Below are 24,552 nucleotides of genomic sequence, written 5' to 3'. Positions count from 1 at the left end.
GCCTGCTACCGGGCGCTCCGGCGCTTACCCGGACGGGACTCTCACCCGTTGGAGACGTGCAGCGCAAGACCGACCCTCGAACCGGTGTCCCGGCCGTTTGGTCGATCTCCTCACGACGCACCATGCGCGGCATCCTACCCGAGCGAAGGAACCGTGTCGCCACGAATTCCTTCGCGCAGGTGCCCCCCCCTCCGACAAACGCCCGTCAATCCGTGGCGGAGGTGGGCGCAGGCTCCGGCGCGGGCGGGTCCGCCACCTCGCAGACGGCGTTCGCGATCGTCACGTCGTCGAGGTTCCACCCCGAGACCGTGAACACGCCGCCATTGCCCACCTCGAAGCCGAATCGCACGCGTAGGGCCGGATTGCGGTACGCCGTGAGGTCGTACGTCATGAGCGTCCACGCCGCGTCCTTGAGCGCGGGCGGGCCGCCCGAGTTCCACACAGAGACCCACGTGCTGCCGTCGAAGACGTCGATGGTGTTCGTCATGTACGGCGCGTAATCGCTGTTGAGCCACCGGTAGAAGGAGAGCCACAACGAGCCCGTGCCGCTCGTGTCGATCGCGGGGCTCACGAGGTACACGGGCGGGTGAACGGACTCGGCCGCATACCCGCCGATGTTCACGCCCGCGATGCCGTTGTCGGCCGTCGACGTGCGGTCCGTGTCCGGATCCTCGGAGCCATGGGACGCGTTGCCCGGGGAGGCCTTCGCGGGGCCGATCTGCCACTCGCCTTCGAGCGTCCAGCCAGCCGTGTTGTCCGCGAACGTCTCGTGCAGGTACACGACGTACCCCTCGGCCTTGCCGCCCGTGCAGGACCCCGCCGAGCACGTCTCGCCCACCGTGCACGCGTTGCCATCCTCGCAGGCTCCGCCCTCGTTGACCGGCGCGCCCACGCAGGCGCCCGCCGCGTCGCAGACGCCCTCGTTGCAGTCGTTCTTGGCGGACGCGCAAGCCACGCCCGGCGTCGGCACCCGCTGACAAACGCCCGACACGTCGCACATCCCCGTGTTGCACTCGTCGGCGACCTCGGTGCACGAGAGGCCCGCGCCGCGCGGGGTCCCCACACACGCCCCCGTGGCGGCGTCGCAAACGCCCTCGTTGCAGTCGTCGGCAGCGCCCGTGCAGTCCTTCGGGCCTCCCCCCTGGCAGATCCCTGCGGCGCAGGTCTTGCCCGTCAGGCACGGGTCGCCGCCGTTCTCGCACGCGACGCCCTCGTTGCCGGGGACGGGCTCGCAGCCGCCCGTCGCGGGGTTGCAGACCGCGACGTGACAATCGTCGGGCACGGGCGCGAAGTGGCAGCTCTTCGGGGCCCCGTTGCAGGCGCCGCCCTTGCAGGTCGCGGAGACCGTGCACGGGTCGCTCGACACGCATGGCACGCCATCGAGCGCAGGTCCTTCGTCGCAGGAAGCCGTGGCCTCGTGGCAGGTCACGACCGAGCAGGGCGCAGCCTCGATGCCGCACGGGTTCGGCCCGCCCCCGACGCAAACGCCGCCCTGGCAGCTATCGCCCACGGTGCAGAAGAGGCCATCCTCGCAGGAGGTCCCGGCGGGGCGCGGGACGACGGCGCAACGCTTCGTCTCCGCGTCGCAGACGGACACGAGGCAAGGCGGCGTGTCGATGAGCGAGCAATCCACGGGGCAGTCCATCGCCCCGAGGGTGGCCCCGCCTTCACCGCCGCCGCCCTGCGCGTCGCTTTCGCTGCCGCCGCCCTGCCCACGTCCGGCATCGGAGACCTGCCGCGCGCACCCCGCAGCGACGAAGCTCACGGACACGGCGAGAATGCGCCCCCAATTCATCCATTCCTTCATCGTCGACCCACCTCTCTGCCGCGGCGAGGCTCGAATCCTCGCCCATACGGCGCGGCGGCGCACCCTTGTCCGGAACGTCGCGCGTAGCCGCGACGCACCAGTTTTTCCAAATTGAACGTTGGAGATCGCAATCAGACGTCCCCCGATTGCGATCCAGACTTCGCAAGGCCATCCTTTCGACGAATGCCGATCCTTCGATGCCCTCGTCGAACCCCATCCTCCATTCGCGGGTGCTTGCCGCGCACGTCCGCGCCGTATACATCGTTCTTGCTCCGTCGTCGCCCCCCGAGCGCCTCGAATCCATCGAGTGCACGGCCTCCCGGCGGCGCAAAGCTCCCCGATCGGTGATGGATGACGAGGCACCGAGCGGATGGTCGTCTTTCTCCAGTTTCCCAGGAGTAAACATGTTTTTCCGCGCATCCCGCATGACGAGCACAACGCAGGTCGGACATTTGGGGCGCTCCCTCGCCTTCGGCGGCGCATCCCCGAAGACCCTCTGCGCCTTCGCGGCGCTCTGCGTCTCTTCGCTCGGACTCGCGTGCAGCGCGTCCGGGAGCCGTAACGGGCAAGCCTCGAACGGCGTGGAGGAGACGAGCGGCACGGGGGGCGGCGGCGGCGCGAATCCGGGCAGCGCCACCGGCACGGGCGGCGACATGTTCGATTTCGACGGCGGCATGATGAGCAGCGGCGCAGGCGGGGACGAGACCTGCGCGCAGACCGGCGGAAAGGCCGAGCCCGTCGAGCTCGATCTCGTCATCCTGCTCGACCGCTCCGGCAGCATGTACGGCCAGAACTGGAACGGCGCGACGGCCGCGCTCAAGCAATTCGTGGAGGATCCGGCCTCGGCAGGGATCAACGTGGGTATCCTGTATTTCCCCGTGGATGCCCCGCCGGACGGGCTCGTTTGCAACCACAACCATTACGACGACCTTTCCGTCGCGGTCGGGACCTTGCCCGGGAACGCGCCGGCCCTCGTCCAGTCGATCAACAGCGAGAGCCCGAACGGCGGCTCGACGCCGATGTACGGCGCGCTCGAAGGCGCGCTCTTCCATGCGACCGCCTACAAGGACGCGCACCCGAGCCACAAGGTCATCCTGGTCTTCGCGAGCGACGGCGATCCCAATAGCTGTCCCGGCAACCAGAACGACATCCCGAGCATCGCGGGCCTGGCGAAGGCCGCCCTCGATTACAACGGCGTCGAGACGTACGTCGTCGCCATCAACGGCGCGAGCGTGTTGAACCTCGACCAGATCGCCGCCGCCGGCGGGACCACGAAGTCCTACGACATCACCGCGAACGTCTCCCAGTTCGCGCAAAAGATGACCGAGATCCGCACGAAGGCCCTCGCTTGCGAATTCCTGGTCCCCGAGCCCTCCGGCGACGACCCGCTCGAGCTCGACAAGGCCACGGTGAAGCACACGAACGGCGCGGGGGTCGAACAGGAGATCCCCCACGCCAAGAGCGCCGCCGACTGCGGCGTGGGCCCCGGCTGGTATTACGACGATCCGAAAAAGCCGCAAAAGATCCTGCTCTGCCCCGCCTCCTGCCAGGTCGTCCAAGCGGATCCGGACGGCAAGCTCGACATCCTCTTCGGCTGCAAGCCCGACATCCATTGAAGCGTCGCCGGGCCCCGCGTGCCCGAACGAGCCGCTCTACGGCTTCTTCTTCAACGCCTCCAAGGCCTCGCGCAGCTCGTCCTCGGTGAACGGGAGCCGCGCGAGCGCCGCCTTCTCATCGGCGAGCGCGAGCTCGAGCGCCCGCTGGGCCTCGCGCGCCCGCCCGATCCACGCCGACGCCTCGCCCGTCCGATCGCCGAGCCGCACCGTCCCCTCCATCATCTTGAGCCCCTTCTCCAGGAGCACGCGGTAACGCAGCCGCATCGCCCCTTCGAAGAGCTGCTTCTTGCGAAGCGTGTCGGCCGCCGCGGGCGGAGGCACCCGCATCACGTCGCGGTGCAGCTCCTGGTAGAGCTGCCCCACGCGGTAGCCCGCCATCGCCGACCCGTGCGCGTCCAGGCTGCGCATCGCCTCGGTGTACGCCCCCTGCGCGTCGAGCAGCCCCTGGCAGCGCTTTTCGAGCGTCTCGGCGAAGTTCGGCGGCATGGGCTCGAACTTGATCGCCTCGCTCCGCTTCCGCCGCACTTCGCCCAGCGCGAACCAGAGCTGCGCGAGCTCGATCGGCGGCTTGCCCGCCTCGCCCAGCCGCTCGCGCTCCACGAGGTCCCGCGCCGTCGTGATCTCGCGCGCCGCCTCCTCCACGAGGTCCTGCTCCACGAGCCCCAGCGCCCGCGCCCCGCGCGCCTCGATGACCTCCAGCACCACGAGGTCCTGCCGCGCGATGAGCTTCTCCGCCACGGCGACGAGCTCGCTCCAGCGCTCCAGGTACGCGAGCGCCCGACCGAGACGAAAGAGCGCGCTGCGCTCGAGCGCGTGGCCCGGGAAGCGCCGGACGAGCTCCCGGAGCCGCGTCGCCGAAGCCTCCCGCTCCCCGAGCGCCTCGTACCCCACGGCCGCGTTGTAGAGGCTCGCCGCTCCGATCTCGCCGTCGGGCGCGTGACGCTCCAGTTTGTCGAAGACCTCGGCCGCCTCCCGGTGCTTTCCGCCGAGCAAGAGCGCCTTCGCGCGCTCGAACTCCTGCACGAGGTCGGCCTCGGTGTACGACGAGACCACGACGGGCGAGACCTCGATCACGGGTCCGCCGTCGACCTTCGGCGCAGGCCGACGAACCTCCGGGCGAGGTCCGGACGAACCACACCCCACGAGCAAGCCGGCGAGGACGAGAGCGACTGCGCGGCGCGTGTTCGTGAAAAACAACATCCCTACCCCCACCGAGCGGCCCCTGGTTTCACGTGTCTCCCTCCCCGGCCGGAGGCGACGCGGACGAACCCGACCGGAGTGGCAATGTCGACCGAGGAAGCACATGCGCCACGCGGAAAGGGGATCCGAGGCCGCGCGTCCTAGGGTACCTTGAAAACATCGAGCGCGGCTCCCCGTCCTCGGGGGCCGGCTCGATGATGGACCAGCAAGCGGGGCTCATCGCAGCAAAGAACGAGAGCCCTCACCTGGAGGTGGGCATGATGAAGCGGGAGATCGAGACCGATTCCGATGCCGAGCGGCTGAACCATGCAGAGATGCGCCATCGGGAGCTCGATGCGCGCCTCGCCGAGCTCGGGCGACACGCATACCTGACGCCCGACGAGCAGCTCGAGATGGCCGAGCTGAAGAAGCAAAAGCTCAAGGCGAAGGACGAGATCCACGCCCTCCGCCGGGGAACATCCTGACGCGGGGCGACCGGGCGCGAGAGAGCCCCTTCGAACGAACGAGAGCGCCGATCGGCAAGGCCGATGCGGCGCTCTCCGCGTTTCGAGCCTCGGCGAGCTCTACTTCGGCGCCGGGGCCGCGGGCGGGGCCGCGTCGGGCTCGGCCTTCTTCTCGGCGGCGTCGTCGGTCTTCTTCGTGTCGTCGACCTTGTCTTCGACGCTCTCGATGCCGCCGTACACGTCCTTGTTGAGATCCGTCAGCGCGTCTTCGAGCCGCTTCTTCTCGTCGCCCGAGAGACCACCCGGCGTGTTCTTCTCGGTGGCGGCGGCGACGGCGAGCCAGTGGCGCGCGTTGTCGCGGTAGCCACGCTTCGGATCGGCCACGCCGCCCGGCACGTTCGCGGCGAGCTGGAGGCCCGCGAGCCGGTAGTCCGTCATGCCGCGGAGGTAGGCGTACTTCGCCTGCTCGGCGTCGGAGAGCGAGTCCATGTCGGGCTCGAGCACGCGGAAGAGCGCGAGCGCCTTCTCGTACTGGTTCTCCTCGTAGTGCTTCTGCGCCCGCTCCAGATCTTGACGGTACGTGGCGCATCCGAACAGCACGCTGCCGAGCAGTGCCAACGCGGACAGGGTCGAGACGAGCGAGGCCAAACGAGGCATGCGCGGAGGGTATCCCCGGGCTCGGCCGGGGATCAAGTATCTCCCGCGGACGAAACGCGGCGTCGCGCCCCGAGGGCCCCGAGCGCGGCGACCACGACGAGCGCTCGGGCCCCGCCCGCGTCCCCGGACGTGCTCCCCGGGACGGCGCAGGCGCAGGTGGTGCTCGCGCGGGTCGTCGCGGGCGTGGCCGCGGAGCCGGGCTTCTTCTCGTCGGATTTGCAGGACCAGCTCTCGGTCCCCCGGTAGCTGCACCGCTCGATGACGCTCCCGCTCGCGCGGCGGGCGAGGACGTTCACCTCGGGGCCGTCCACGGAGAATTCGAGGAAGTGGTGCACCGACTCGAAGTGCTGCTGCTCGGGGGCGCGGCTGCGTTGCTGGTAGAGCGGCGCGCCCGCGCCTCCCGACACGATGTACTTGAGCCCCTGCCCCTCGCCGCGCTCGTAGATGTGGTCGTGCCCCGCGATCACGAGCTCGACCTTGTTGTCGCGGAGCATCGGGAGAATCCCTTGCGACGCGAGGCGCGTGTTGCCGCCGTGGTAGCCGCTCGAGAACGGCCCGTGGTGCATCACCGCGATCCGATGCACGAGGCCCGGCTCGCCCTGCGCGCGCGCGAGCTCCGCGCGCAGCCACTCCTTTTCGTCGCCGGTCCACGTATCCATCGCATTCAGCAGGAAAAACCGCGTGTTCGACCAGCGGAACGATCCGTAGAGGTGCGGGCGCTCCCGCCCGTCGGTCTCGGTCGCCGCGAAGTAGCGGAGGAAATTCACCTGCCCCGTGGGATCGGGCGCCGTGAGCTCGTGGTTGCCGACGGCGACGAAGATGCAGCGGTTCGCGAGCAGCTTGCCTTCGATGCCGAAGAACTCCTGCCACTGCGCCTCGTTGTCCCCGTCCTGGACCATGTCGCCCGTGTGCACGAAAAAGTCGGCGGGCGCGGCGTCGATGGCCCGCGCCACGGCCGCGTGCGCCGCGGCGTCCGAGCGGCTGTCACCGTAGGCGACGAACTTGAAGGGGCGGGCATCGGCCGGCGCCGTGGTGAAATCCACGGGCTTGCTCTCCACGTCGCCGACCTTCACGCGGTAGGCGTACGTCGTCGCGGGCGCGAGGCCCTCGACGCGGATCGCGTGGAAGCGCTTCTCCGATTCCGAAACCTTCGACGACGTGAACCCCGCGGGCCCTGTCACGAGGACCGTCGCCGGCTCCGGCGTCGAGAGTTCCAGCTTGATCGTGACGGCCGTCTGGCCGAGTGCTTGCAGGTACGGTCCCTTGCGGATCGAAGCTGCTTCGGCTGCGACCGAGGCCCCGAGCAGCGCCGCCGTGAAGGAAAGCGCGAAGGTGATGCGAGGGAGGGCGCGCGGGAGCGAAGGCGACGGGGACACGACGCTGCCTAGCATGGATCTTGCGCTCATTTCCACCGGGAGGCCGCACGGCCACGACGGAGCTCGCGAGGGCGCGCGGCTGGAAGAATCCGTCGACACCGGGAGTGACCATGTCATGATGCTGCGCCGTAGCCTTAACGGACAGACGGGATTACGGAATGGTGCAGCGCGCGGGTGGAGAGGACGACGCGGGGTTCAACCTGGCCTCGCTCCCTGAAGAGAACCTGCCGCGCCAGTTCGGCAAGTACACGCTTCTGCGTCGGCTGGCCGCCGGCGGGATGGCGGAGATCTTCCTCGCCTTGCACCGCTCGGTGGCGGGCTTCGAGAAGCTCATCGTCATCAAGCGGATCTTGCCCTCGATGAACAAAGACCAGGCGTTCATCGAGATGCTGCTGCACGAGGCGCGTGTCGCCGCGACGATGTCGCACCCGAACATCGTGCAGACGTTCGACGTCGGGCAGGTCGACGGGACGTACTTCATCGCCATGGAGCACATCCACGGCGAGGACATCCGCTCCATCGTCCGCGCGATGCGCAAGAAAGGCCTCACGGAATTCCCGCTGGAGCACGCCGTCTCGATTGGCCTCGGCACCTGCGCGGGCCTCGCCTACGCGCACGAGAAGCGCGACCTCGAAGGGAACCTCCTGCACATCGTGCACCGCGACATCTCGCCGCAGAACATCGTCTGCACGTTCTCGGGCGACGTGAAGATCGTCGACTTCGGCGTGGCCAAGTCGAGCTCGCAGGTCGGCGAGGACACGAAGGACGGCCAGCTCAAGGGCAAAGTCCCGTACATGTCGCCCGAGCAGGCGTCGGGCAGCGACGTCGATTGGCGCAGCGACATCTTCGCCGTCGGCGTGCTGATCTTCGAGCTCACCACGGGCAAACGTCTCTTCAAGGGATCGAGCGAGTTCGAGACGCTGAAGCTCATCTGCGAGAAGGACTATCCGCGCCCGAGCCAGGTCAAACCCGGCTACCCGCCCGCGCTCGAGCGCATCGTGATGAAGTCGCTCGAGAAGAAGCGCGAGGATCGCTACCAGAGCGCGCGCGAGATGCAGAGCGACCTCGAATCGTTCGTCCGCGAGGAGCGCATCCCGGTCTCGCAGATCAGCCTGACGCAGTGGATGCAGTCCCTGTTCCAGGACAAACTGGAGCAGCAGAAGGAGGCGCTGCAGGACGTCAAGCAGCTCGCCGACATCATCGCCATGCAGCACAGCCCCTCGATGTACGAGGGCACGGTGACGGGCGGCGGGGGCATGTCGGCGACGGGCGCTTCGCCGCAGCCGAAGCGTTCGAGCGTGGGTCTCTGGATCGCGCTCGCCGCCGTGGTCCTCGTCGGCGTGGGCGGCTTCTTCTACATGCGCAAGCAGGCCGCCGAGCGTGAGGCGCAGATGCGCGCCGACGCCGAGAAGGCGCAGGCGGTGCGCGCGAAGGAGACGAAGGGCGCGCTCGACATCAAGTGCGGCGCGGACGAGGGCTGCTCGATCTGGATCAACGGCGAGCTGCAGAAGCAGGTCACGCCGGCGAAGGTCGAGGGCCTGCCGCTCGACAGCGAGATCAAGGTCAAGCTGACGAAGGAAGGCTTCGAGGCGCACCGCGAGTCGATCACGCTGAGCGAGCAGGCGCCGACGCGCGCCATCCAGGCCGTGATGAAGACCGGATCGGTCACGTTGGTGCTGAAGATCGATCCCCCCGCGACGGTGTGGCTCGACAACAAGCAGTTGAAGGGCGTGGTCGAGAAGCTCGAAGGCCTGTCCGCAGGCGAGGAGCACAAGATCGTCCTCCAGCTCTCGGGCTACCAGCCGAAGACGATCACGTTCACCGCCGAGCAGGGCGAGACCAAGGTCATCCAGGAGCGGCTCGTGAAGGCCGATCCGAACAGCGCCGCTGCGGCCGTGGCCGCGGGCACGGGTAGCCCGAGCGCCGCAGGTGGTGGAGGCGGCGGCAGCGGCAAGGTGCGCGTCACGTCGAAGGGCGGCTTCTGCAACGTGACGATCAACGGCGTCGGCTACGGGTCCACGCCCGTCGAGGCCGTGGTCAACGCGGGCACGGCGCGCGTCACGTGCAAGCCCGACAGCGGCGGCGCGTCGCAGTCGCAGGCCGTGCCGGTGAAGGCCGGCGAGGTCGCGCGCGCGGCCTTCAAGCTGAACTAGTCACGTTCGTCACGGTCGAGACGCGCCGAGACGCGTCTCGACGAGGTCAACGCGGCCGGCGGCGATACCGCATGCGCGTCACGGGCAGCCCGTCCGCGATGGCATGGTGCTCGCGCGGGCTCCGCGCGTTGTACGGGTTCTCGACCATCCGCGCCGAACCCGGTTCGTCGCCGCTCGGCTCGAACGCCTCGTGCGCGCCGACCTGCGCTTCGTACATCTCCGCCCGCTCCGCGACGTCGGTCTGCACGTAGAACGCGCCGCCGTCCCGCAAGAGCCGCGCGATCGAGTCGAGCAGGCCCGGCCCCATGACGAGGCGCTTCGCGTGCTTCTTCTTCCACCAGGGGTCGGGGAAATGCATGAAAAACGTGTCGATCGATGCATCCGGCCCGAGCCGGGAGAGCGCCTCGCGCGCGTCCGCGTTGAGCACGCGCGCCCGCGCGCCGAGCCCTTGCTTCTTGAGCCGATCGTCCACGATCGACGACCATTTCAGCCGGATCTCCAGCCCGAGCAGCCGGCTCTCGGGCGCGGCCGCCGCGCGCTCGAAGAGGAAGCCGCCGCGGCCAGGGCCGATCTCGATCTCGATGGGCCCCTCGCCGGGCAGGATCGAGCCGATGTCGACCGGCCCCTCGTCCGGGAAGCGAGCGGCGTGAGCATACGGATGGTTGGGGCGCGGCCGGAACACCATGGCGGGCGCAAACAAGCACAACGTCGGCCGGATGGGTAGCGGGCCTTTGACGGGGTGGGTATGGTCGCGCCCGTGACGCCTCGGGACGTGGGCAAACGCCTGGCCCCTTACGCCTTTCCCCTCGCGGTGAGCTTCGCCCTCGGCGCCCTCGCCATCCGCGGGATCCTGACCCGCGCCGGTCGCCCCGCGCTCCCGCTCGACGACGCCTTCATCCACCTGCAGTACGCGCGTCGCCTCGCCGAGGGCCACTTCTTCTCGTACGTGCCCGGCGAGGGCTACACGACCGGCGCGACGAGCCTGCTCTGGCCGATCGTCCTCGCGCCCTTTCATCTCCTCGGCCTGCGCGGGCTCTCGTTCGTCTGGGCTGCGTGGTTGCTCGGCACGCTCGCGCACGCCGCGCTCGCCGTCGAGACCGGGCGCCTCGCGTTTCGCCTCGCCGGCCGCGCCGCCGGCGCCGGCGCCATGCTCATGTGCCTCGGCTTCGGCGCGTTCACCTGGTTCGCCTGGAGCGGCATGGAGACCATCCCCTTCGCGTGGATGCTCATGCGCACGGCGCGCGTCGCGGCCGCGTACTGCGAGCCGGATCCTGCGTCCTCGGCGCCGGGCCGTCGCCAGGCGATCGAGGTCGCCGCGCTCGGCTTGCTCACGCCCCTCGTGCGCCCCGAAGGCGCCGTCGCCTCGGCGCTCGCCGTCCTCGCGCTCGCGTCACGCCCGAACGGCGAGGGCAAGCCGCGGCGCCTCGTCGCGCTCGTCCCCGCGATCGGCCCGCTCCTCGTGCCGCTGCTCCACCTCGTGATCGCGGGCCACGCGGCTTCTTCGACGACGATGGTCAAGTGGCTCCCGGCGAACCCGGCGTACGACCGCGCCGGCATGATCGCGTTCCTCCAGTCGAACCTGCGCACCCTCTGGCAGAGCGTGCTCGACGGCGGCGAGTGGTCCGCGGTCTTCGTCCCCGAGAACCTCCTCGTCCCCACGCTCCTCGGCGCCCTCGCGCTCGTCCACCGCGCGCACCGCGGCGTGCTCCCGATCCACGGCTCGTTCGTCCTCGCGATCGTCCTCGCGACGGCGCTGCCGTGCACGTACCTGAGCTTCCTCTGGAACCGCGTCCGTTACGTCTGGCCCTTCTACGCCGCGCACTTCGTCCTCCTCGCCTGCCTCGCCCGCGAGATCGGTGACCTCGCGCGGCGCTTCTTCCGCGCGCGCGCGCCCGTCACGCCGCTCGTCCTCGGCCTGTTCACAGGCGCCCTCGTCACCAAGCTCCCGTGGACGCTCTCCGACCTCGCGACGAGCGCGCGCGCGATCGATCACCAGCAGGTCACGCTCGGCGACTGGGCGCGCGAACATCTCCCGGCGGACGCGCGCATCGGCGTGAACGACACGGGCGCGATCGCCTACGTCTCCGACCGGCGCACCTTCGACGTCGTCGGCCTGACGACCGAGGGCGAGTCGCGCTACTGGACGTTCGGCGCCGGCTCGCGCTTCGAGCACTACGAGAAGTTGCCCGCCGAGCGCCGTCCCTCGCACTTCATCGTGTATCCGCAGTGGATGGCCTGCCCGCCCGTGCTCGGCGAGGAGCTGCACCGCGAGACCGTGGTCGATCAGTCCATCCTTGGAGGGCAAACGATGATCGCCCACGAGGCGCGCTGGGATCTGCTCGGCTCGGGGGCGCTGCCGCGCGCGGCGACGCCGAAGGGCGCGCTCGCCGACGAGATCGACGTCTCCGACCTCGAGTCCGAGGACACACACGGCTACACGCGCCTCGGCGCGTCGGACCAGGACAACGTGGTGGTGATGGCCGAACCACCACGGCGGGACGACGCGGGATCCGGCGAAGAAACGCCCACCGCCGAGATCGCCGACGCGGGCCGCATGCGCCGCTCCCTCGACCGCTTCACCGCGACGCTCGCGCAAGGCCGCCCGGCGTCACTCGTCCTCCGCGCCTCAGCCGACACCGACGTCGAGCTCGTCGTGCGCGCGGGCGGCATCGAGATCGGCTCGGCGCGGCTCCCCGCCGGCGCGTGGGTCGAGCGTGTCGTGGAGATCCCGCCGGATCGCGTCTGGGCTCGGACCGAGATCGAGGTCACGCCGCGCGAAGCGGGCGTGTTCCATGCGTTTCACTACTGGCTTTACCAGTGACGCCAGAGCCTCCGCGGATCACGGCCGGTCCAGCTCGCGCGCGGCGTTCACGCTCACCACGCTCTCTGCCACCGTCGCGATCGCCCGCCGGACCGCGCCGTTCGCGAGCCGCTCGGGCCGCGCGGGCGCGATCGCCGCGCAGAGCGCCAGCGCCGTGACGTAGAGCGCGCCCATCACGGTGAGCAGCCGACGTGTCTCGTTCGGGATCCGCACGCGCTCCTTGCCGGACGCCTCGATGGCCACGAGCCGCGCGCGGATCTGCACCGGCCCGAGCACGATCACCGCCCGATCCCCCTCGTCCACCTCGAACGACACGGGCCCCGTCACGAGCCGGCCGAGCCCATCTTTTCCGTGTGTTCGTCCTCTCGCGTGCGGAGGCACGTGGAGCACGAACTGCCCTTCCTTGACCTCGGCCACGGCCACGGGGTGGCCTCCGTACTCGGTCATCGGGATCCGCGCGATCGACTCCGGGGCCTGCCCGATCCAGCACACGCCGCCATCGAGCACGTGGCGCACGCCGAGCACCTCGGTGCCACGCAGCGCGACGAGCTCGAGCGCTTTGTGTGCGCCGTCTGCCGCCTCCACATCCCGACCTTCGGAGGTCTTCTCGCCCTCCGTCCTCGACGCGAAAAACGGCTCCTTCGCCATGGTTCCCTCGTAAACCTCCCTGGTTCCGGGGCGGCTCGATCGGGAGCCCGGTGCGAGCGAGGGCCCGCGCCATGCACGATGGACGGACACCGCCGTACGTTGTAAATGCAGGCCCGTGCGAAAGCGGCCTCTCGGCAAAACCTCCCTCGAAGTCTCCGAGCTCGGCCTCGGCACGTGGGGGCTCTCGGGTGACGGGTACGGGCCCGTCGTCTTGCCCGAGGTCGATCGTGTCCTCGATCGTGCCGTCTCCTCCGGCGTGAACCTCTTCGACACCGCCGACGTCTACGGCCGCGGCGCGATGGAGAAGAAGCTCGGCGCGCGCCTGCCGAAGGACACGACCTACGTCGTCACGAAGATCGGCACCGACCTCGACGCCTCACCCGCGCAGAAGCGCTTCGATCCGAGCTACCTGCGCGTCGCCTTCGAGCGCTCGCGCGAGCGCCTCGATCGCAGCCCCCTCGACGTCGTGCTCCTCCACAACCCCACCGAGCACACGCTCACGCGGACCGAGACCGTCGCGTTCATGAAGGAGCTCGAAGAGCGCGGCCTCGTGCGCGCCTGGGGCGTGAGCGCCGGATCGGTCGAGGTCGGGCGCGCCGCGATCCGCGCCGGGGCCAAGGTCCTCGAGCTCGCGTACAACGTCTTCGTCGCCAAGGATCTCCACGCGCTCTCTGCAGACGTGAAGGAGCACGGCGTCGGCGTCCTCGCGCGGAGCGTCCTCGCCCACGGCTTGCTCACGGGCCACTGGAGCCCCGAGCGCGAGTTTTACGCGGGCGACCACCGCGTCGATCGTTGGAGCCAAAAAGAACTCGCGAAGCGCATCCAGCAGCTCGACGCGCTCCGCCCCTTCACCAAGGCCGAGGACGTGGGGACGCTCCGCTCCGTGGCCCTCCGGTTCGTCCTCGCGAACCAGCTCGTCTCCTCGGCGATCCTCGGCCCCCGCTCGGTCGCCCAGTTCGACCAGCTCGAACGCGAGGCGGGCGAACCGCCGTACCTCAAGGACACCGTGATGGTCGAGCTCGCGGCGCGGCTGAAGGCCGTGGGCGTCGAGGTCTGACGGAGCCTGCGCAGGAACACCATGGAGAGCGCAAGCATGGACACCGAGCTGGAGACCGTCCTGGCCATCGCCCGCGAGGCGGCGGAGATCGTCCGCGCGGTCTACCGGACGGCCTTCGCCGTCGAGATGAAGGGCCCGAACGATCCGGTCACGCGCGCCGATCGCGAGGCGAACACGCTCATCTGCGCGCGCCTCGCCGAACGGTTCCCCGGCGACCCGATCATCGCCGAGGAGACCCCGCCCGAGACCGCGGCCGAAGCACGACAGATGGTCCAGAAGAGCCGCGTCTTCTTCGTCGATCCCCTCGACGGCACGCGCGAGTTCGCCGACCGGAACCCCGAGTTCGCCGTGATGATCGGCCTCGCCGTGGGCGGCCGCGCGACGCTCGGCGTGGTCGTGATGCCCGAGTCGGGCGAGGCGCTCTGCGGCCGCGTCGGCGCGTCCCCCGTCGCCTTCCTCGAAGCCTCGGACGGCACGCGTCGCCCGCTTCGCGTCACCGATCAGCGAGATCCCTCGAAGGCGACGTTGATGGTCTCGCGCTCGCACCGCCCGCACCTCACCGAGCCCTTCGCCCAGCGGATCGGCGTCCGCCGTATCGTCCCGTGTGGATCCGTCGGGGTGAAGGTCGCGCGCGTCTGCACCGGAGAAGCCGAGATATACGTGCACGGCGGCACGGGCGCGAAGCTCTGGGACACGTGCGGCCCCGAGGCGATCCTCGTCGCTGCGGGCGGCCGCTTCTCGGACCTCGACGGCGCGCCGATCGACTACGCGTACGGCGGGCTGAAGCTCGAAAACGGCCTCGTCGCGACGAACGCCGCGCTCTACGACACCGTGATCGAAGCCATCTCCTCTTTGCGCTAAGCTCCGCCCACCATGCGCGATCGAGCCAGCGTGGTGATCGTGGGGGGCGGGATCATGGGCCTGTCCGTCGCCTGGCACCTCGCGAAAGACCACGGCATCACGGACACGGTCGTCGTCGAGAAGGGCTACCTCTGCGGCGGAGCGAGCGGCCGCAACGGCGGCGGCGTGCGGGCCCAGTTCGGCAGCGAAGAGAACATCCGGCTCATGCAGGAGAGCATCCGCATGTGCCGTGACTTCGCGGCCGAGATGAAGATCAACGTCTGGTTCCGCCAGGGCGGCTACCTCTTCCTCGTCCGCAATGAACCCGCGCGGAGGAACCTCGAACAGAGCGTGCGCGTGCAGAACGAGTGTGGCCTCGCGACGCGCCTGCTCGAACCCAAAGAGGCCAAGCGCATCGTGCCCGAGCTCGACATCGAGGGCGTCCTGCTCGCGAGCTACAACCCCGACGACGCCGTCGTCTTCCCTTGGCCGTTCGTCTGGGGCTACGCCGAGTGCGCGCAGAAGCTCGGCGTCGAGATCGAGACCTTCACCGAGGTCACGGGCTTCGAGACGCGCGGCGCGCGGATCGAGGGCGTCGTGACGAACAAGGGCCGCATCCGCACGAACCGCGTCGTCAACGCCTGCGGCGCGTGGAGCCCAGAGCTCGCGGCCCTGCTCGACGTGGAGCTACCGAACCGCCCGCACCGCCACGAGATCTGCTCCACCGAGCCGCTCAAGCCCTGGCTCAAGCCGCTCGTCGCGGACCTCTCGAACGGCCTGTACTTCTCGCAGTCGATGCGCGGCGAGATCGTCGGAGGCATCTCCAACGAGGACGTCCCCGAGGGCCTCGACATGGGCTCGTCCCACCGCTTCCTCGCGCTCTACGCGCGCGCCCTCACGCGCACGGTCCCTCTCCTCGGCCGGGTGAAGGTCCTTCGCCAGTGGGCGGGCTGCTACGACCTCACGCCCGACGCGAACCCCATCGTCGGCGAGGTCGATGCGATCGAACATTTCTACCAAGCCTCGGGCTTCATGGGCCACGGCTTCATGATGGCGCCCGTGATGGGCAAGCTCCTCGCGCAGCACATCGCCGAGGGCACGAAGCTGCCGCTCTTCGACCGCTGGAACCTGCGCAGGTTCGCCGAGGGCAAGTTGCTCTCGGAATCGATGATCATCGGCTGACGGTGGGGGACGCCGGTCGGACGGCGTTGCCGTCCTTCCTCTGCCCCCCACACCCCCCGCAGGGTTCGCTACGATGGCGCGCGTGGCAAAGCTTGTCCTGATCACGGGGACGTCGAGCGGCATCGGTTTGTCTGCGGCGATCGAGTGCGCGGCGGCGGGACACAAAGTCGTGGCGACGATGCGCGACCTCGCACGGCGTGAGGCCCTCGAGCAGGCCGCGAAAGCACGCGGCGTCTCGGTCGACATCGAGCAGCTAGACGTGACCTCGTCGAGCGCGGGCGACAAGATCCGCGAGCTCGTCCTCAAGTACGGCCCCTTCTTCGCGCTCGTCAACAACGCGGGCATCGCGATCGGCGGGCCCTTCGAAGAGCAATCGGAAGAAGACGTGCGCCTCCAGCTCGAGACGAACGTGCTCGGGCTCATGGCGACCACGCGCGCGATCCTCCCCTCGATGCGCAGCGCCGGCCGCGGCCGCATCCTCAACGTGTCGAGCACCTCGGGCCGCGTCGCCATGCCGTGCCTCTCGATCTACGCAGCGACGAAGCACGCCGTGGAGGGCTTCAGCGAAGCGCTGCGCTGGGAGGTCGAGCCCTTCGGGATCGACGTCCTCGTCGTCGCGCCCGGCACCTTCCGCACGCCGATCTTCTTCGAAAACATGAAGCGCGGCGCGCACGTCGCCGACGAAGGCCCCTACGGAGCGCTCATCCGCAGGATCGAGGATCTCGCCATCGGTGGAGCCAGGCGTGCGCCACCGCCGGACGAGGTGGGTCGCACCCTCGCGCGCCTCGTCGGAGCGCCGTCTCCCCCGTTCCGGACGATCGTCGGTCGGGACGGGTTCGCGATGACGACCCTACGCGGTGTGATGCCTGACCGTTTATTCGCGCTGGGGCTGCGCCGAGCGCTCGCGCTTTCGCGGGTTCGTTGACACGTCGAGCGACCACGCATAGCGTGCGGACCCTAGATCGCAGGCGAGCAGGGTCGCTTTCTGTAGTCATCCGGGGGACTTGGCCTTCCGGGGAACGCGAGCCCGCTGGTCTTCGGCAAAGCGCTGTCATTCGTTTCCGCTCGCTAGTGGCACCGTGGTCGTCGTGATGCGGGGGGCATCTAGGACCCATCCAACGCACGACCGCCGTGCCAAGGCCGCTCCTGAGGGAACGCCGGAGGAAGACATGGTCCGCACTGCACGCCGAATTTACCCCACCCTTCGTTCGCTCCTCTTGGGGGCTGTCGTCGCCTCGGGGGTGACTGTCGCCACGAGCGCCATCGTTGGCTGTGGGGGGGACGAGAACGACCCCCTGACGCACGTCAAGAAGCTCTCGGATCCGGCCACGCGCGTGCCTGCCGTGAGCCGCCTCGTCCAGTTCTTCGAAGACGCGATGACGAAGGACGCCAAGGACAGGAACGGTCCGAACGTCAAGCCGCTGCTCGACAAGATCGTCGAGCCGATGTCGCAGATCTGTGCGACCGGCGATCTCGACGAGAAGACACAGTCGAAGGTCGTCAAGTTCCTCTCCGACGCGCGTGATCTCCGCGGCGCGCCGTGCCTCATCAAGACGCTGAAGGACTACAAGCCCGACAGCACGGAAGAAGACGTGCGCGCCGCGGCGCGCGGCGTCGGGCCGATGAAGGCGAAGGAGGCGGCGGGCCCGCTCTTCGAGGCGTTCTCGAAGCTCCGCCACTCGAAGCCGAAGGCCTCGCTCATCACGCGCGACGTGCACGACGCGCTGCTCGAGCTCGCCGAGCCCTCCTGGGAAGCCGACTGCATCAAGAAGATCGAGGTCCCGATCGCCGACCGCAAGGACATCAACGTCCTCAAGGACCAGTTCTACTGGCAGATCACCTGCGGCGAAATCCTCGGCCAGCTCAAGAGCGCGAAGGCGGTGCAGCCGCTCATCAAGATCGTCCTCTCGCCCACGAAGGCGGACGCGCAAGCGACGGCGATCTACGCGCTCATCAAGATCGGCAAGCCCTCGATCGAGCCGACGGTGAAGCTCCTCCAGGGTGCTGACGCCGATCTCATGAAGTACGCGAAGGAGGAGTTCCTCCTCGCGAACAAGGGCGAGGACGGCAAGGTGCCCGAGGCCGCCACGAAGCAGGGGGACACGGCGCACGTCGCGCCCTCCGCGCTCATCCTCGGCAGCATCGGCCGCGAGGAGGCCGTGCAGCCCATGATCGACGCGATCGCCAAGGCCGACGACACCGGCAAGGTCGTCATCGCCCGCGAGCTGCTCAAGCTCCCGGCCTCGGAGACGAGCCTCAAGGCGGTGCAGGGCGTCTACGAGAAGACCTCGATCACGATGACGATCCCGCCCGGCGTCGGCGCGCGTGATCAGCTCCTCGAGACGATGGGCTACCTCTTCGACGCGAACCTCGTGCCCTGGATGGTGAAGAACGCGCTCGACGCGAAGGGCGAGGACGCCGACCTCGAGCCGATGCGCGCCGCGACGCTGCTCACGGCGATGAAGCTCATGAAGGCCGACCAGATCCCCGAGGTCGACAAGCTCTTCAACTCCAAGATCAACGGCCCCGATGGCAAGCCTTCCACGCTCGGCAAGGGCTACGAGAAGGAATACAAGACGGCCACCGACCTCCTGAAGGAGTGCGGCGACAAGCTCGACTGCTACTACGGCAAGCTCAGCGATCCGAACTCGCACGTCGGCGACAAGCAGTTCATCGGCATGAAGAGCGCGTACATGATCGGCGTGCTCGGCGGCGACGCCGCGCGCCCGAAGCTCGTCGAGATCCTGCCGAAGGTCACGAACGCGGCCGCGAAGTTCATCTCGGTGCAGGTGATCGACCGCCGCTCGGCGAAGGGCGATGCGACCATCGCCGGCCAGCTCCAGAAGATGGTCGACGAGGCCGAGGCGACGAAGGACAGCAACAAGATCGCCGCGGTCAACCCCTTCAAGACGGTCATCTACCGCTTGAACGCGCGCAGCCAGTAAACTGGAACTCCCACACCCCCCTGCCCCCCTCTCCCTCCGGGAGAGGGGGGTTTTGGTTTCGAAGCCCGGGGGTTTTGTTGCGTGGGGTTGGTTCTTCGCGCGCGCGGGGGTTTTGTTTTCGGCGCGCGTGCAACCAAGCGTAGTATCCCGCCGCTTTATGCTCGTGCTGGAGGTAACGCAGGGGATCGCTGCGGGTCGAACGTTCGAGGTCGGCGAGGAGGTCGTTCGCATCGGGCGCGCTCCATCGAACGACGTCGTGCTCGAAGACCAGCACGTCTCCGGGGAGCATGCGCGCATCGTCGTCGGCGCCGATCGCGCTGCCTTGCACGACCTGCGCTCGACGAACGGCACGACGCTCGTCCGGAGCGAGGAGCGCAGACGCGTGACGCCCGAGACCGGGCCCGTCGAGCTCGAGTCCGGCGACATCGTCGAGCTCGGCACCGGCGACAACGTGGCCGCCCTCCGCGTCACCCTCTCCGACGACGGCGACAAAGCCCGCGTCGTGCAGATCAAGCCGATCGAAGAGATCGTCCCCGCCGCCGCGGCGATCGAGCGTGATCCCGGCCTGCTCTCGAAGCTCTACGCCGCGCAGAAGCGCATCGGCGCGGGCAGCGATCTCGATCAGGTCCTCATCGAGGTCGCCGACGCCTCCCTCTTCCTCGTCCCGAGCGCGACGCACGCCACCGTCATCCTGCGCGACGACGAAGACGGCCGGGATCCCGGCGCTGCTGCCTACGTGCCCGTCATGACCCGCGTGCGCCTCGCGAACGGCGCGGGCGGCCCGCCGCGCGGCCCCGTGCCCGTCGCGCGCAGCGTCTATCGCAAGGTCGTCAAGGAGCGCGCCGCCGTGCTCGCCGCCGACGCGCCCACCGACGTCGGCCGCACCGAGTCCATCATGGGCGCCTCCATCCGCAGCACCATCGGCGTCCCTCTCTTCCGCGGCGAGGACATCATCGGCGTCCTCCAGATCGACAACCGCAGCGCGCCCGGCATGCTCCACGCGCACGACGTCGAGCTCCTCGGCGTCCTCGCGTACAACGCCTCGCTCGCCGTCGCGAACGCGCGCCTCATCAAGCGCCTCGTCTCGGCCGAGGAGCGCTTGCAGAAGGAGAACACCTTCTTGAAGGGCCGCGAGGAGAAGCGCCGCGGCGGCAAGGACGTCGTCATCATCGGCCAGAGCGAGCCGATGCAGCGTGTCCTCGCGCAGATCCAGAAGGTCGTGAACACGCGCGTCACCGTCCTGCTCGAAGGCGAGACCGGCACGGGCAAGGAGGTCATGGCGGCGCGCATCCATTACGGCTCGAACCGCCGCGACAAGCTCTTCGTCGCGCAGAACTGCGCCGCGCTCGCCGAGACGCTCCTCGAGAGCGAGCTCTTCGGCCACAAGAAGGGCTCGTTCACGGGCGCGACCGAGGACAAGAAGGGCCTCTTCGAGATCGCCGACGGCGGCACCCTCTTCCTCGACGAGATCACCGAGACGCCGCTCTCCTTGCAATCGAAGCTCCTGCGCGCGCTGCAGGAGGGCGAGATCCGCCCCGTCGGCGCCACGACCCCGAAGCACGTCAACGTGCGCATCGTGACCGCGACGAACCGAAACCTCGAAGAGGAAGTCCGGAAGGGCCGCTTCCGCGAGGATCTCTACTATCGCCTGAGCCAGTTCCCGCTCCGCCTGCCACCGCTCCGCGAGCGCCGCGAGGACATTCCGCTCCTCGCCTCGCATTTCCTCCAGCGTTACGCCGAGGAGCTCGGCAAGCACGTGGGCGGCTTCAGCCAGCAGGCGATGGAGCTCATGGTCGCCTACGACTGGCCCGGCAACGTGCGCGAGCTTCAGAACGAGGTCCAGCGCATCGTGATCCAGCTCGACCCCGGCGCGTTCGCCACGCCCGACCTCCTCTCGCCGCGAATCCGCCAGGTCGAGGGCCTCGTCAACCGCGCCGGCGTCGCGCGCGGCACGCTCAAGGACATGATGGACGTCGTGGAGAAATACCTCCTCCTCGAAGCCCTGCGCGATCACAACAACAACAAGACGAACGCCGCCAAGACCCTCGGCATCACCCGCGAGGGCCTGCACAAGAAGCTCCGCCAATACGGCATCTGATCCCGCGTATTGCCCGGACAACCCGCAGGTTTGTCGCGCAGGGATCCGTCCGGGACCCATGCCTCGCGCCCCGGCGCTCCGTTCGTCGGGGCCCCTCGTGGGCACGCCGGCCTTGAGGGGGAAGCGCACCTCGGTTACGCTTGCTCCCGACGATGTACAGCATCGAGAGCCACGTCGGCAGGCTGATCGAGGTCCGGTTCTGGTCGCCGGTCGGTGAGGGAGAAGCCATTGGCTGGCGTCGTGATCATGACGCCATGCTCCAGTCGGTGCTCGGGAGCTACATCATCTTCGTCGATTTGAGCGACGCGAACGTCTTCCCGCCCGACATGGTCGAGGCGTACGTCGCGACCATGCGGAACGAGCCGCGCCTGCTCCGCGCGGCCCTGGTCCTCAGCGCGAGCCCCACGCTCTCGCTCCAGATGCAGCGCATCCTCCGCGACGCCTTCCACCCGCAGCGCCGCGCCTTCCGCGAGGTGCGCGAGGCCGAGAACTTTCTCGGCGACATCGTCACCTTGCCCGAGCGGGCGCGCCTGCGTGAGGTCATCGAGCGGCGCGAGCAGGGCGGCCCGATCAGCGCGCAGCCGGTGAGCGCCGGCGTCCCGCAGAGCACGGGCACACCGGCGAGCCTGCGGGGTCCGGTCAGCGGGCGCACGCCGACGCCGGCCACGGTGCGGATCCCGGTCACCCCCCGTTCGCCCTCGGGCGGTCACGGCGACGGGTGACCCCGCCGCACGCACCCTCGCGGGGGACGCTGCTCGCGGCGCTCTCCGCGGGGGCCGCCGGGGGCCTCGGGGCCACCCTGGCCGACGCCATCTTGCTCGTCCTCCGCTCGCGCACGCCGCCCGCGCCCCTGCGTGAGATCGCAGGCGCGCTCGCCGCCGCGGGCGCCGTGTATCTCGGCGCGGGCCTGCTCGGCGGCGCCGCGTTCGCCCTCGCGGCCGTCCTCTCGCGACGACGCGCCTCCGCGCCCGATGCGCCCGAGGCGCGCGCCCGCCGGGTCGATCGGATCACCGCGCTCCTCCTCGTCGGTGGTTTGTCCTTGACGATCATCCCCCTGACGAACCACGCCACCACGCTGCCGGCCACGCTCAAGCGGCATGTGTTCGTCGCGGCGGGCGTGCTCCTCGCCACGGCGGCGTTCGCCCTCGCGTTTGGCCTCGCGCGGCGCGCCGTGGACCTCGCCCTCTCCCTCCTCGCGGCCCGGCGCTGGGCCCTGCCTGTGCTCCTTGCCACGAGCGAGCTCGCCGCGATCGTCTCCTTTTTGCGCTCGCCGCATTCGCAGCAGACGTACATCGCGCTCGTCGCCGCCTCGTTCGGGGTCGCCAGCCTCGCGTGTTTCTCGCTCCTCCGCCGCATTTCGCGCCGCGCGCAGGCCGCCCTCTCCCTCGGCGCGCTCGCCTGGGTCGCTGCGATATCGATCACGGGCACCTCGGCGCGCAGCTATCACCTCCTCCGCATGGGCCGCACCTTGCCCTCGGCCTTCCTGCGCGAGCTCCCGCGCCTTCGCCCCGAGCCTTTCGCCGGCGAGCTCACGCGCGCCGTCACGCGCGCCACGGCCTCGCCGCCCACGAATACGGCCGCCGTGGAGCCTCCCACGACGAACACGCCCCCGCCGCGTGACGACATCCTCCTCGTCACGATCGATACCCTCCGCGCCGATCGCCTTTATGGCCCGGACAGCGTCATCGATACCCACATGCCCGCGTTCGCCGCGCTCGCGGCCGAGAGCGTCGTCTTCCGCCACGCCTATGCGTCCGCGCCGGCCACGATTGGCGCCGTCACGCGCATCATGACGGGCAAACCCGAGCGCGACCTCGTCCACCTCGCCGTCCGCAGCAGCGTCCCCGCCCCGCTCTCCCCCGATACGAACACGGTCGCGCGCCGCCTCGGCGCCCTCGGATACGAGACCGTCGCCCTCGTCGGCGGCCGCCTCGTCTCGTATTACCCTTCCCTCGCGCTCGGGTTTTCCCGGGTCGTCGAGGAAAACGACCACGCCCCGCTCCGCGCGCCGGACCTCGTGGACGCGTTCACCCGCGTGGCTTCACGCCCCGACCGCCGCGCGCCCCTCTTTGCCTGGATCCATTTCATGGAGCCGCACGATCACGCGCAGCTCCCGCAGCCGATCCCCGCCGGATACGCCGAGGCCGTCCGCCTCGTCGACAAGGAGCTCGGCCGCCTCGTCTCCTTTCTGCGCGCCTCGCCGCGCTGGAGCGCGACCACGCTCCTCGTGCTCGCGGATCACGGCGAAGGGCTCGGCGAGCGGGGCCTCGTCCACCACGGCCTCGCGCATCCGCTTCACATCGCCATTCCGTTCGTCGCGCGTTTTCCCGGTGTCGCGCCGCGGATCGAAGCATCCGCCGTGGGTCACGTCGACGTGGCGCCCACCCTCCTCGCCGCGGCGGGGATCCTCGACGCAAATCTCCCCGGTCGCCCTTTGCAGATCTCTCCCGGGCCGGCCGAGGGCCTGTCTCGCTCGCTCGTCTTCGAGAACGTGGGGTATGCCGAGACGGCGATCCCCATGGAGATCGGTGTCGTCCGCTTCCCGTGGTTTTATTCGTTCGACGTCCGCGCGCAGCGGAGCGTGCTCGTCGATCTCGAAGCGGATCCCGAGGGGTATTTCAATCTCGCGGACGAGCGCCCCGAGGAGGCGGCTCGCCTCGCCCAAAGCCTCGCCGGCTCGCTCCGCTGACGCCGCCTGCCTTCACGTGCCCGTCTTGCGCAGCGGCACCTCGTGTGTATCCACCTCCCCTTCCGAAACGACCTCGGCCACCTCACGCCGGATCGTCGTGCTCACCGGCGCCTCGGTCTGCTCGGTCGCCCGCGTGACGACGATCTCCTCCGTCACCACGGAGCGCTTGTGGAGATCGACCACCTCCTCGCGAATCGGAACGACGATCGATTCTTCCTGAAATACCTTCCCCTCGCCGGCGGAGGTGCGCGCTCCTTGCGCGGCGACGGGCAAGCGCTCGACCGTCACCACCTCGCGCTTCACAGGCACCGTGAGCAGCCGTTCCTCCGTCACCACGTCCTTGTGAATGCGCACCTCGCCCACTTGCTCGGTGTGGGTCGTCGCCTGCACCTGTTCCTCGTGCAAGGCCAACCGGGCAGCCTCCTCCGTCCGCTCCGCCTCTTCGAGCCGCAACGCGGACTGAAGCGGCTCCTGGTGCGTCGCGGCGCGCGACGAAAAGGCCCCGCCTTCAACGCTGAGTTCTTCCCGGCGCCTCAAAAGCACGAGCGTCTCCTCGCGGACCTCCGCGATGTCGTCGCAGGAAATCATGTAATCTTTCGGGAAAAAGAACCCTTTCTCCACCACGAAGTCGTTCGCATGGACCGACACCACCTTGCCGAGCTTGTGCCCGTCCACGGTGCGGACCTCCATCCCTTCCTGGACCTGATCGACGAACGGGTTCGCCATGACGCGCCTCCTTCGCAAAGGGTTGTGACCGCTCGATCGCACGCCAAGACCGTCGGTCCGCGGCGACCGTTCCGGGTAGAAATTGCAATGCGCATGCCCACAATGGGGACGGCCGGCACGCCGGGGCGCTGCCCCGGACCCCGCGGGGGGCTGTCCGCCCCCTCGACCCCGGACCAGGCACGGCCCTGAGCATTGGTCCCATCTCCGATCGGTACATTCCCCCCCTCTGACGACATTTAGCGAGGGAGATGTTGGATGCAGAGGTGGCCTCGTCGGCGGAAGCGTGGGCACAGG

Annotated in this window: 19 protein-coding genes; 12 read left to right on the top strand and 7 right to left on the bottom strand. The window is 69.3% G+C overall.

Annotated features, from left to right (window positions below; translation table 11 throughout):
* Positions 1–205 precede the first annotated feature (205 nt).
* Entirely contained in the window at positions 206–1,807 is a 1,602-nt protein-coding gene (locus E8A74_RS48830) for a hypothetical protein (protein ID WP_136936063.1), read from the bottom strand.
* Between the two features lie 425 nt (positions 1,808–2,232).
* On the opposite strand from E8A74_RS48830, the gene E8A74_RS48825 reads away from it, so the two are divergent.
* Positions 2,233–3,423, top strand: a complete 1,191-nt coding sequence (locus E8A74_RS48825; RefSeq protein ID WP_170229958.1) for a vWA domain-containing protein — start codon at positions 2,233–2,235, stop codon at positions 3,421–3,423.
* Positions 3,424–3,459: 36 nt separating this feature from the next.
* Here E8A74_RS48825 and E8A74_RS48820 read toward each other — a convergent pair whose 3' ends face one another.
* Positions 3,460–4,623, bottom strand: coding sequence for an outer membrane protein assembly factor BamD (locus E8A74_RS48820; protein ID WP_136936061.1), 1,164 nt, complete (start codon positions 4,621–4,623; stop codon positions 3,460–3,462).
* Positions 4,624–4,817: 194 nt separating this feature from the next.
* On the opposite strand from E8A74_RS48820, the gene E8A74_RS48815 reads away from it, so the two are divergent.
* Complete coding sequence (locus E8A74_RS48815) at positions 4,818–5,087, top strand: HP1242/YdcH family protein (RefSeq protein WP_136936060.1); 270 nt, start codon at positions 4,818–4,820, stop codon at positions 5,085–5,087.
* A 99-nt stretch (positions 5,088–5,186) separates the two neighbouring features.
* Here the strand turns inward: E8A74_RS48815 and E8A74_RS48810 are convergent, their stop codons facing one another.
* Both E8A74_RS48810 and E8A74_RS48805 read right to left on the bottom strand, forming a co-directional pair.
* On the bottom strand, positions 5,187–5,723 hold the full coding sequence (locus tag E8A74_RS48810; RefSeq protein WP_136936059.1) for an outer membrane protein assembly factor BamD: 537 nt from the start codon (positions 5,721–5,723) through the stop codon (positions 5,187–5,189).
* A gap of 32 nt (positions 5,724–5,755) precedes the next feature.
* Complete coding sequence (locus E8A74_RS48805; protein WP_170229957.1) at positions 5,756–7,099, bottom strand: metallophosphoesterase; 1,344 nt, start codon at positions 7,097–7,099, stop codon at positions 5,756–5,758.
* A 158-nt stretch (positions 7,100–7,257) separates the two neighbouring features.
* Here E8A74_RS48805 and E8A74_RS48800 point away from each other — a divergent pair, with 158 nt between their 5' ends.
* Entirely contained in the window at positions 7,258–9,252 is a 1,995-nt protein-coding gene (locus E8A74_RS48800; protein WP_136936057.1) for a serine/threonine protein kinase, read from the top strand.
* A gap of 46 nt (positions 9,253–9,298) precedes the next feature.
* Here the strand turns inward: E8A74_RS48800 and trmB are convergent, their stop codons facing one another.
* Positions 9,299–9,937 carry a tRNA (guanine(46)-N(7))-methyltransferase TrmB gene (trmB, locus tag E8A74_RS48795; RefSeq protein ID WP_136936056.1) on the bottom strand — a complete coding sequence of 213 codons (639 nt, stop codon included), beginning with the start codon at positions 9,935–9,937 and terminating at the stop codon, positions 9,299–9,301.
* A 72-nt stretch (positions 9,938–10,009) separates the two neighbouring features.
* Between trmB and E8A74_RS48790 the strand changes: the two genes are divergently transcribed.
* Complete coding sequence (locus E8A74_RS48790; RefSeq protein WP_136936055.1) at positions 10,010–12,073, top strand: hypothetical protein; 2,064 nt, start codon at positions 10,010–10,012, stop codon at positions 12,071–12,073.
* 18 nt (positions 12,074–12,091) lie between these two features.
* Here the strand turns inward: E8A74_RS48790 and E8A74_RS48785 are convergent, their stop codons facing one another.
* Positions 12,092–12,721, bottom strand: coding sequence for a hypothetical protein (locus E8A74_RS48785; RefSeq protein ID WP_232380087.1), 630 nt, complete (start codon positions 12,719–12,721; stop codon positions 12,092–12,094).
* A 115-nt stretch (positions 12,722–12,836) separates the two neighbouring features.
* Between E8A74_RS48785 and E8A74_RS48780 the strand changes: the two genes are divergently transcribed.
* The 8 genes from E8A74_RS48780 (at position 12,837) to E8A74_RS48745 (ending at position 23,532) form a co-directional block, all read left to right on the top strand.
* Complete coding sequence (locus tag E8A74_RS48780) at positions 12,837–13,778, top strand: aldo/keto reductase (RefSeq protein ID WP_136936054.1); 942 nt, start codon at positions 12,837–12,839, stop codon at positions 13,776–13,778.
* A gap of 36 nt (positions 13,779–13,814) precedes the next feature.
* Positions 13,815–14,639, top strand: coding sequence for a 3'(2'),5'-bisphosphate nucleotidase CysQ family protein (locus E8A74_RS48775; RefSeq protein ID WP_232380086.1), 825 nt, complete (start codon positions 13,815–13,817; stop codon positions 14,637–14,639).
* A gap of 12 nt (positions 14,640–14,651) precedes the next feature.
* Positions 14,652–15,800, top strand: coding sequence for an NAD(P)/FAD-dependent oxidoreductase (locus tag E8A74_RS48770; RefSeq protein WP_136936052.1), 1,149 nt, complete (start codon positions 14,652–14,654; stop codon positions 15,798–15,800).
* 82 nt (positions 15,801–15,882) lie between these two features.
* Positions 15,883–16,725, top strand: a complete 843-nt coding sequence (locus E8A74_RS48765) for an SDR family NAD(P)-dependent oxidoreductase (protein ID WP_136936051.1) — start codon at positions 15,883–15,885, stop codon at positions 16,723–16,725.
* 244 nt (positions 16,726–16,969) lie between these two features.
* Positions 16,970–18,745, top strand: a complete 1,776-nt coding sequence (locus tag E8A74_RS48760) for a HEAT repeat domain-containing protein (RefSeq protein ID WP_136936050.1) — start codon at positions 16,970–16,972, stop codon at positions 18,743–18,745.
* A 157-nt stretch (positions 18,746–18,902) separates the two neighbouring features.
* Positions 18,903–20,843 carry a sigma 54-interacting transcriptional regulator gene (locus tag E8A74_RS48755; protein ID WP_136936049.1) on the top strand — a complete coding sequence of 647 codons (1,941 nt, stop codon included), beginning with the start codon at positions 18,903–18,905 and terminating at the stop codon, positions 20,841–20,843.
* Positions 20,844–20,983: 140 nt separating this feature from the next.
* Entirely contained in the window at positions 20,984–21,565 is a 582-nt protein-coding gene (locus E8A74_RS48750; protein WP_136936048.1) for a hypothetical protein, read from the top strand.
* The gene (locus E8A74_RS48745) at positions 21,562–23,532 is read left to right on the top strand and encodes a sulfatase (protein WP_136936047.1); all 1,971 of its coding nucleotides are present in this window, start codon (positions 21,562–21,564) and stop codon (positions 23,530–23,532) included. Before E8A74_RS48750 ends, E8A74_RS48745 begins: the two co-directional genes overlap by 4 nt.
* Before the next feature lie 12 nt (positions 23,533–23,544).
* On the opposite strand, the gene E8A74_RS48740 is transcribed toward E8A74_RS48745, so the two are convergent.
* Complete coding sequence (locus tag E8A74_RS48740; protein ID WP_136936046.1) at positions 23,545–24,258, bottom strand: YsnF/AvaK domain-containing protein; 714 nt, start codon at positions 24,256–24,258, stop codon at positions 23,545–23,547.
* Positions 24,259–24,552: the final 294 nt, after the last annotated feature.

It is taken from the genome of Polyangium fumosum (assembly GCF_005144585.1).
Classification (GTDB): domain Bacteria; phylum Myxococcota_A; class Polyangia; order Polyangiales; family Polyangiaceae; genus Polyangium; species Polyangium fumosum.
Note: the sequence above shows the minus strand (reverse complement) of the source record. Positions and strands in the feature narration are given on the sequence as shown.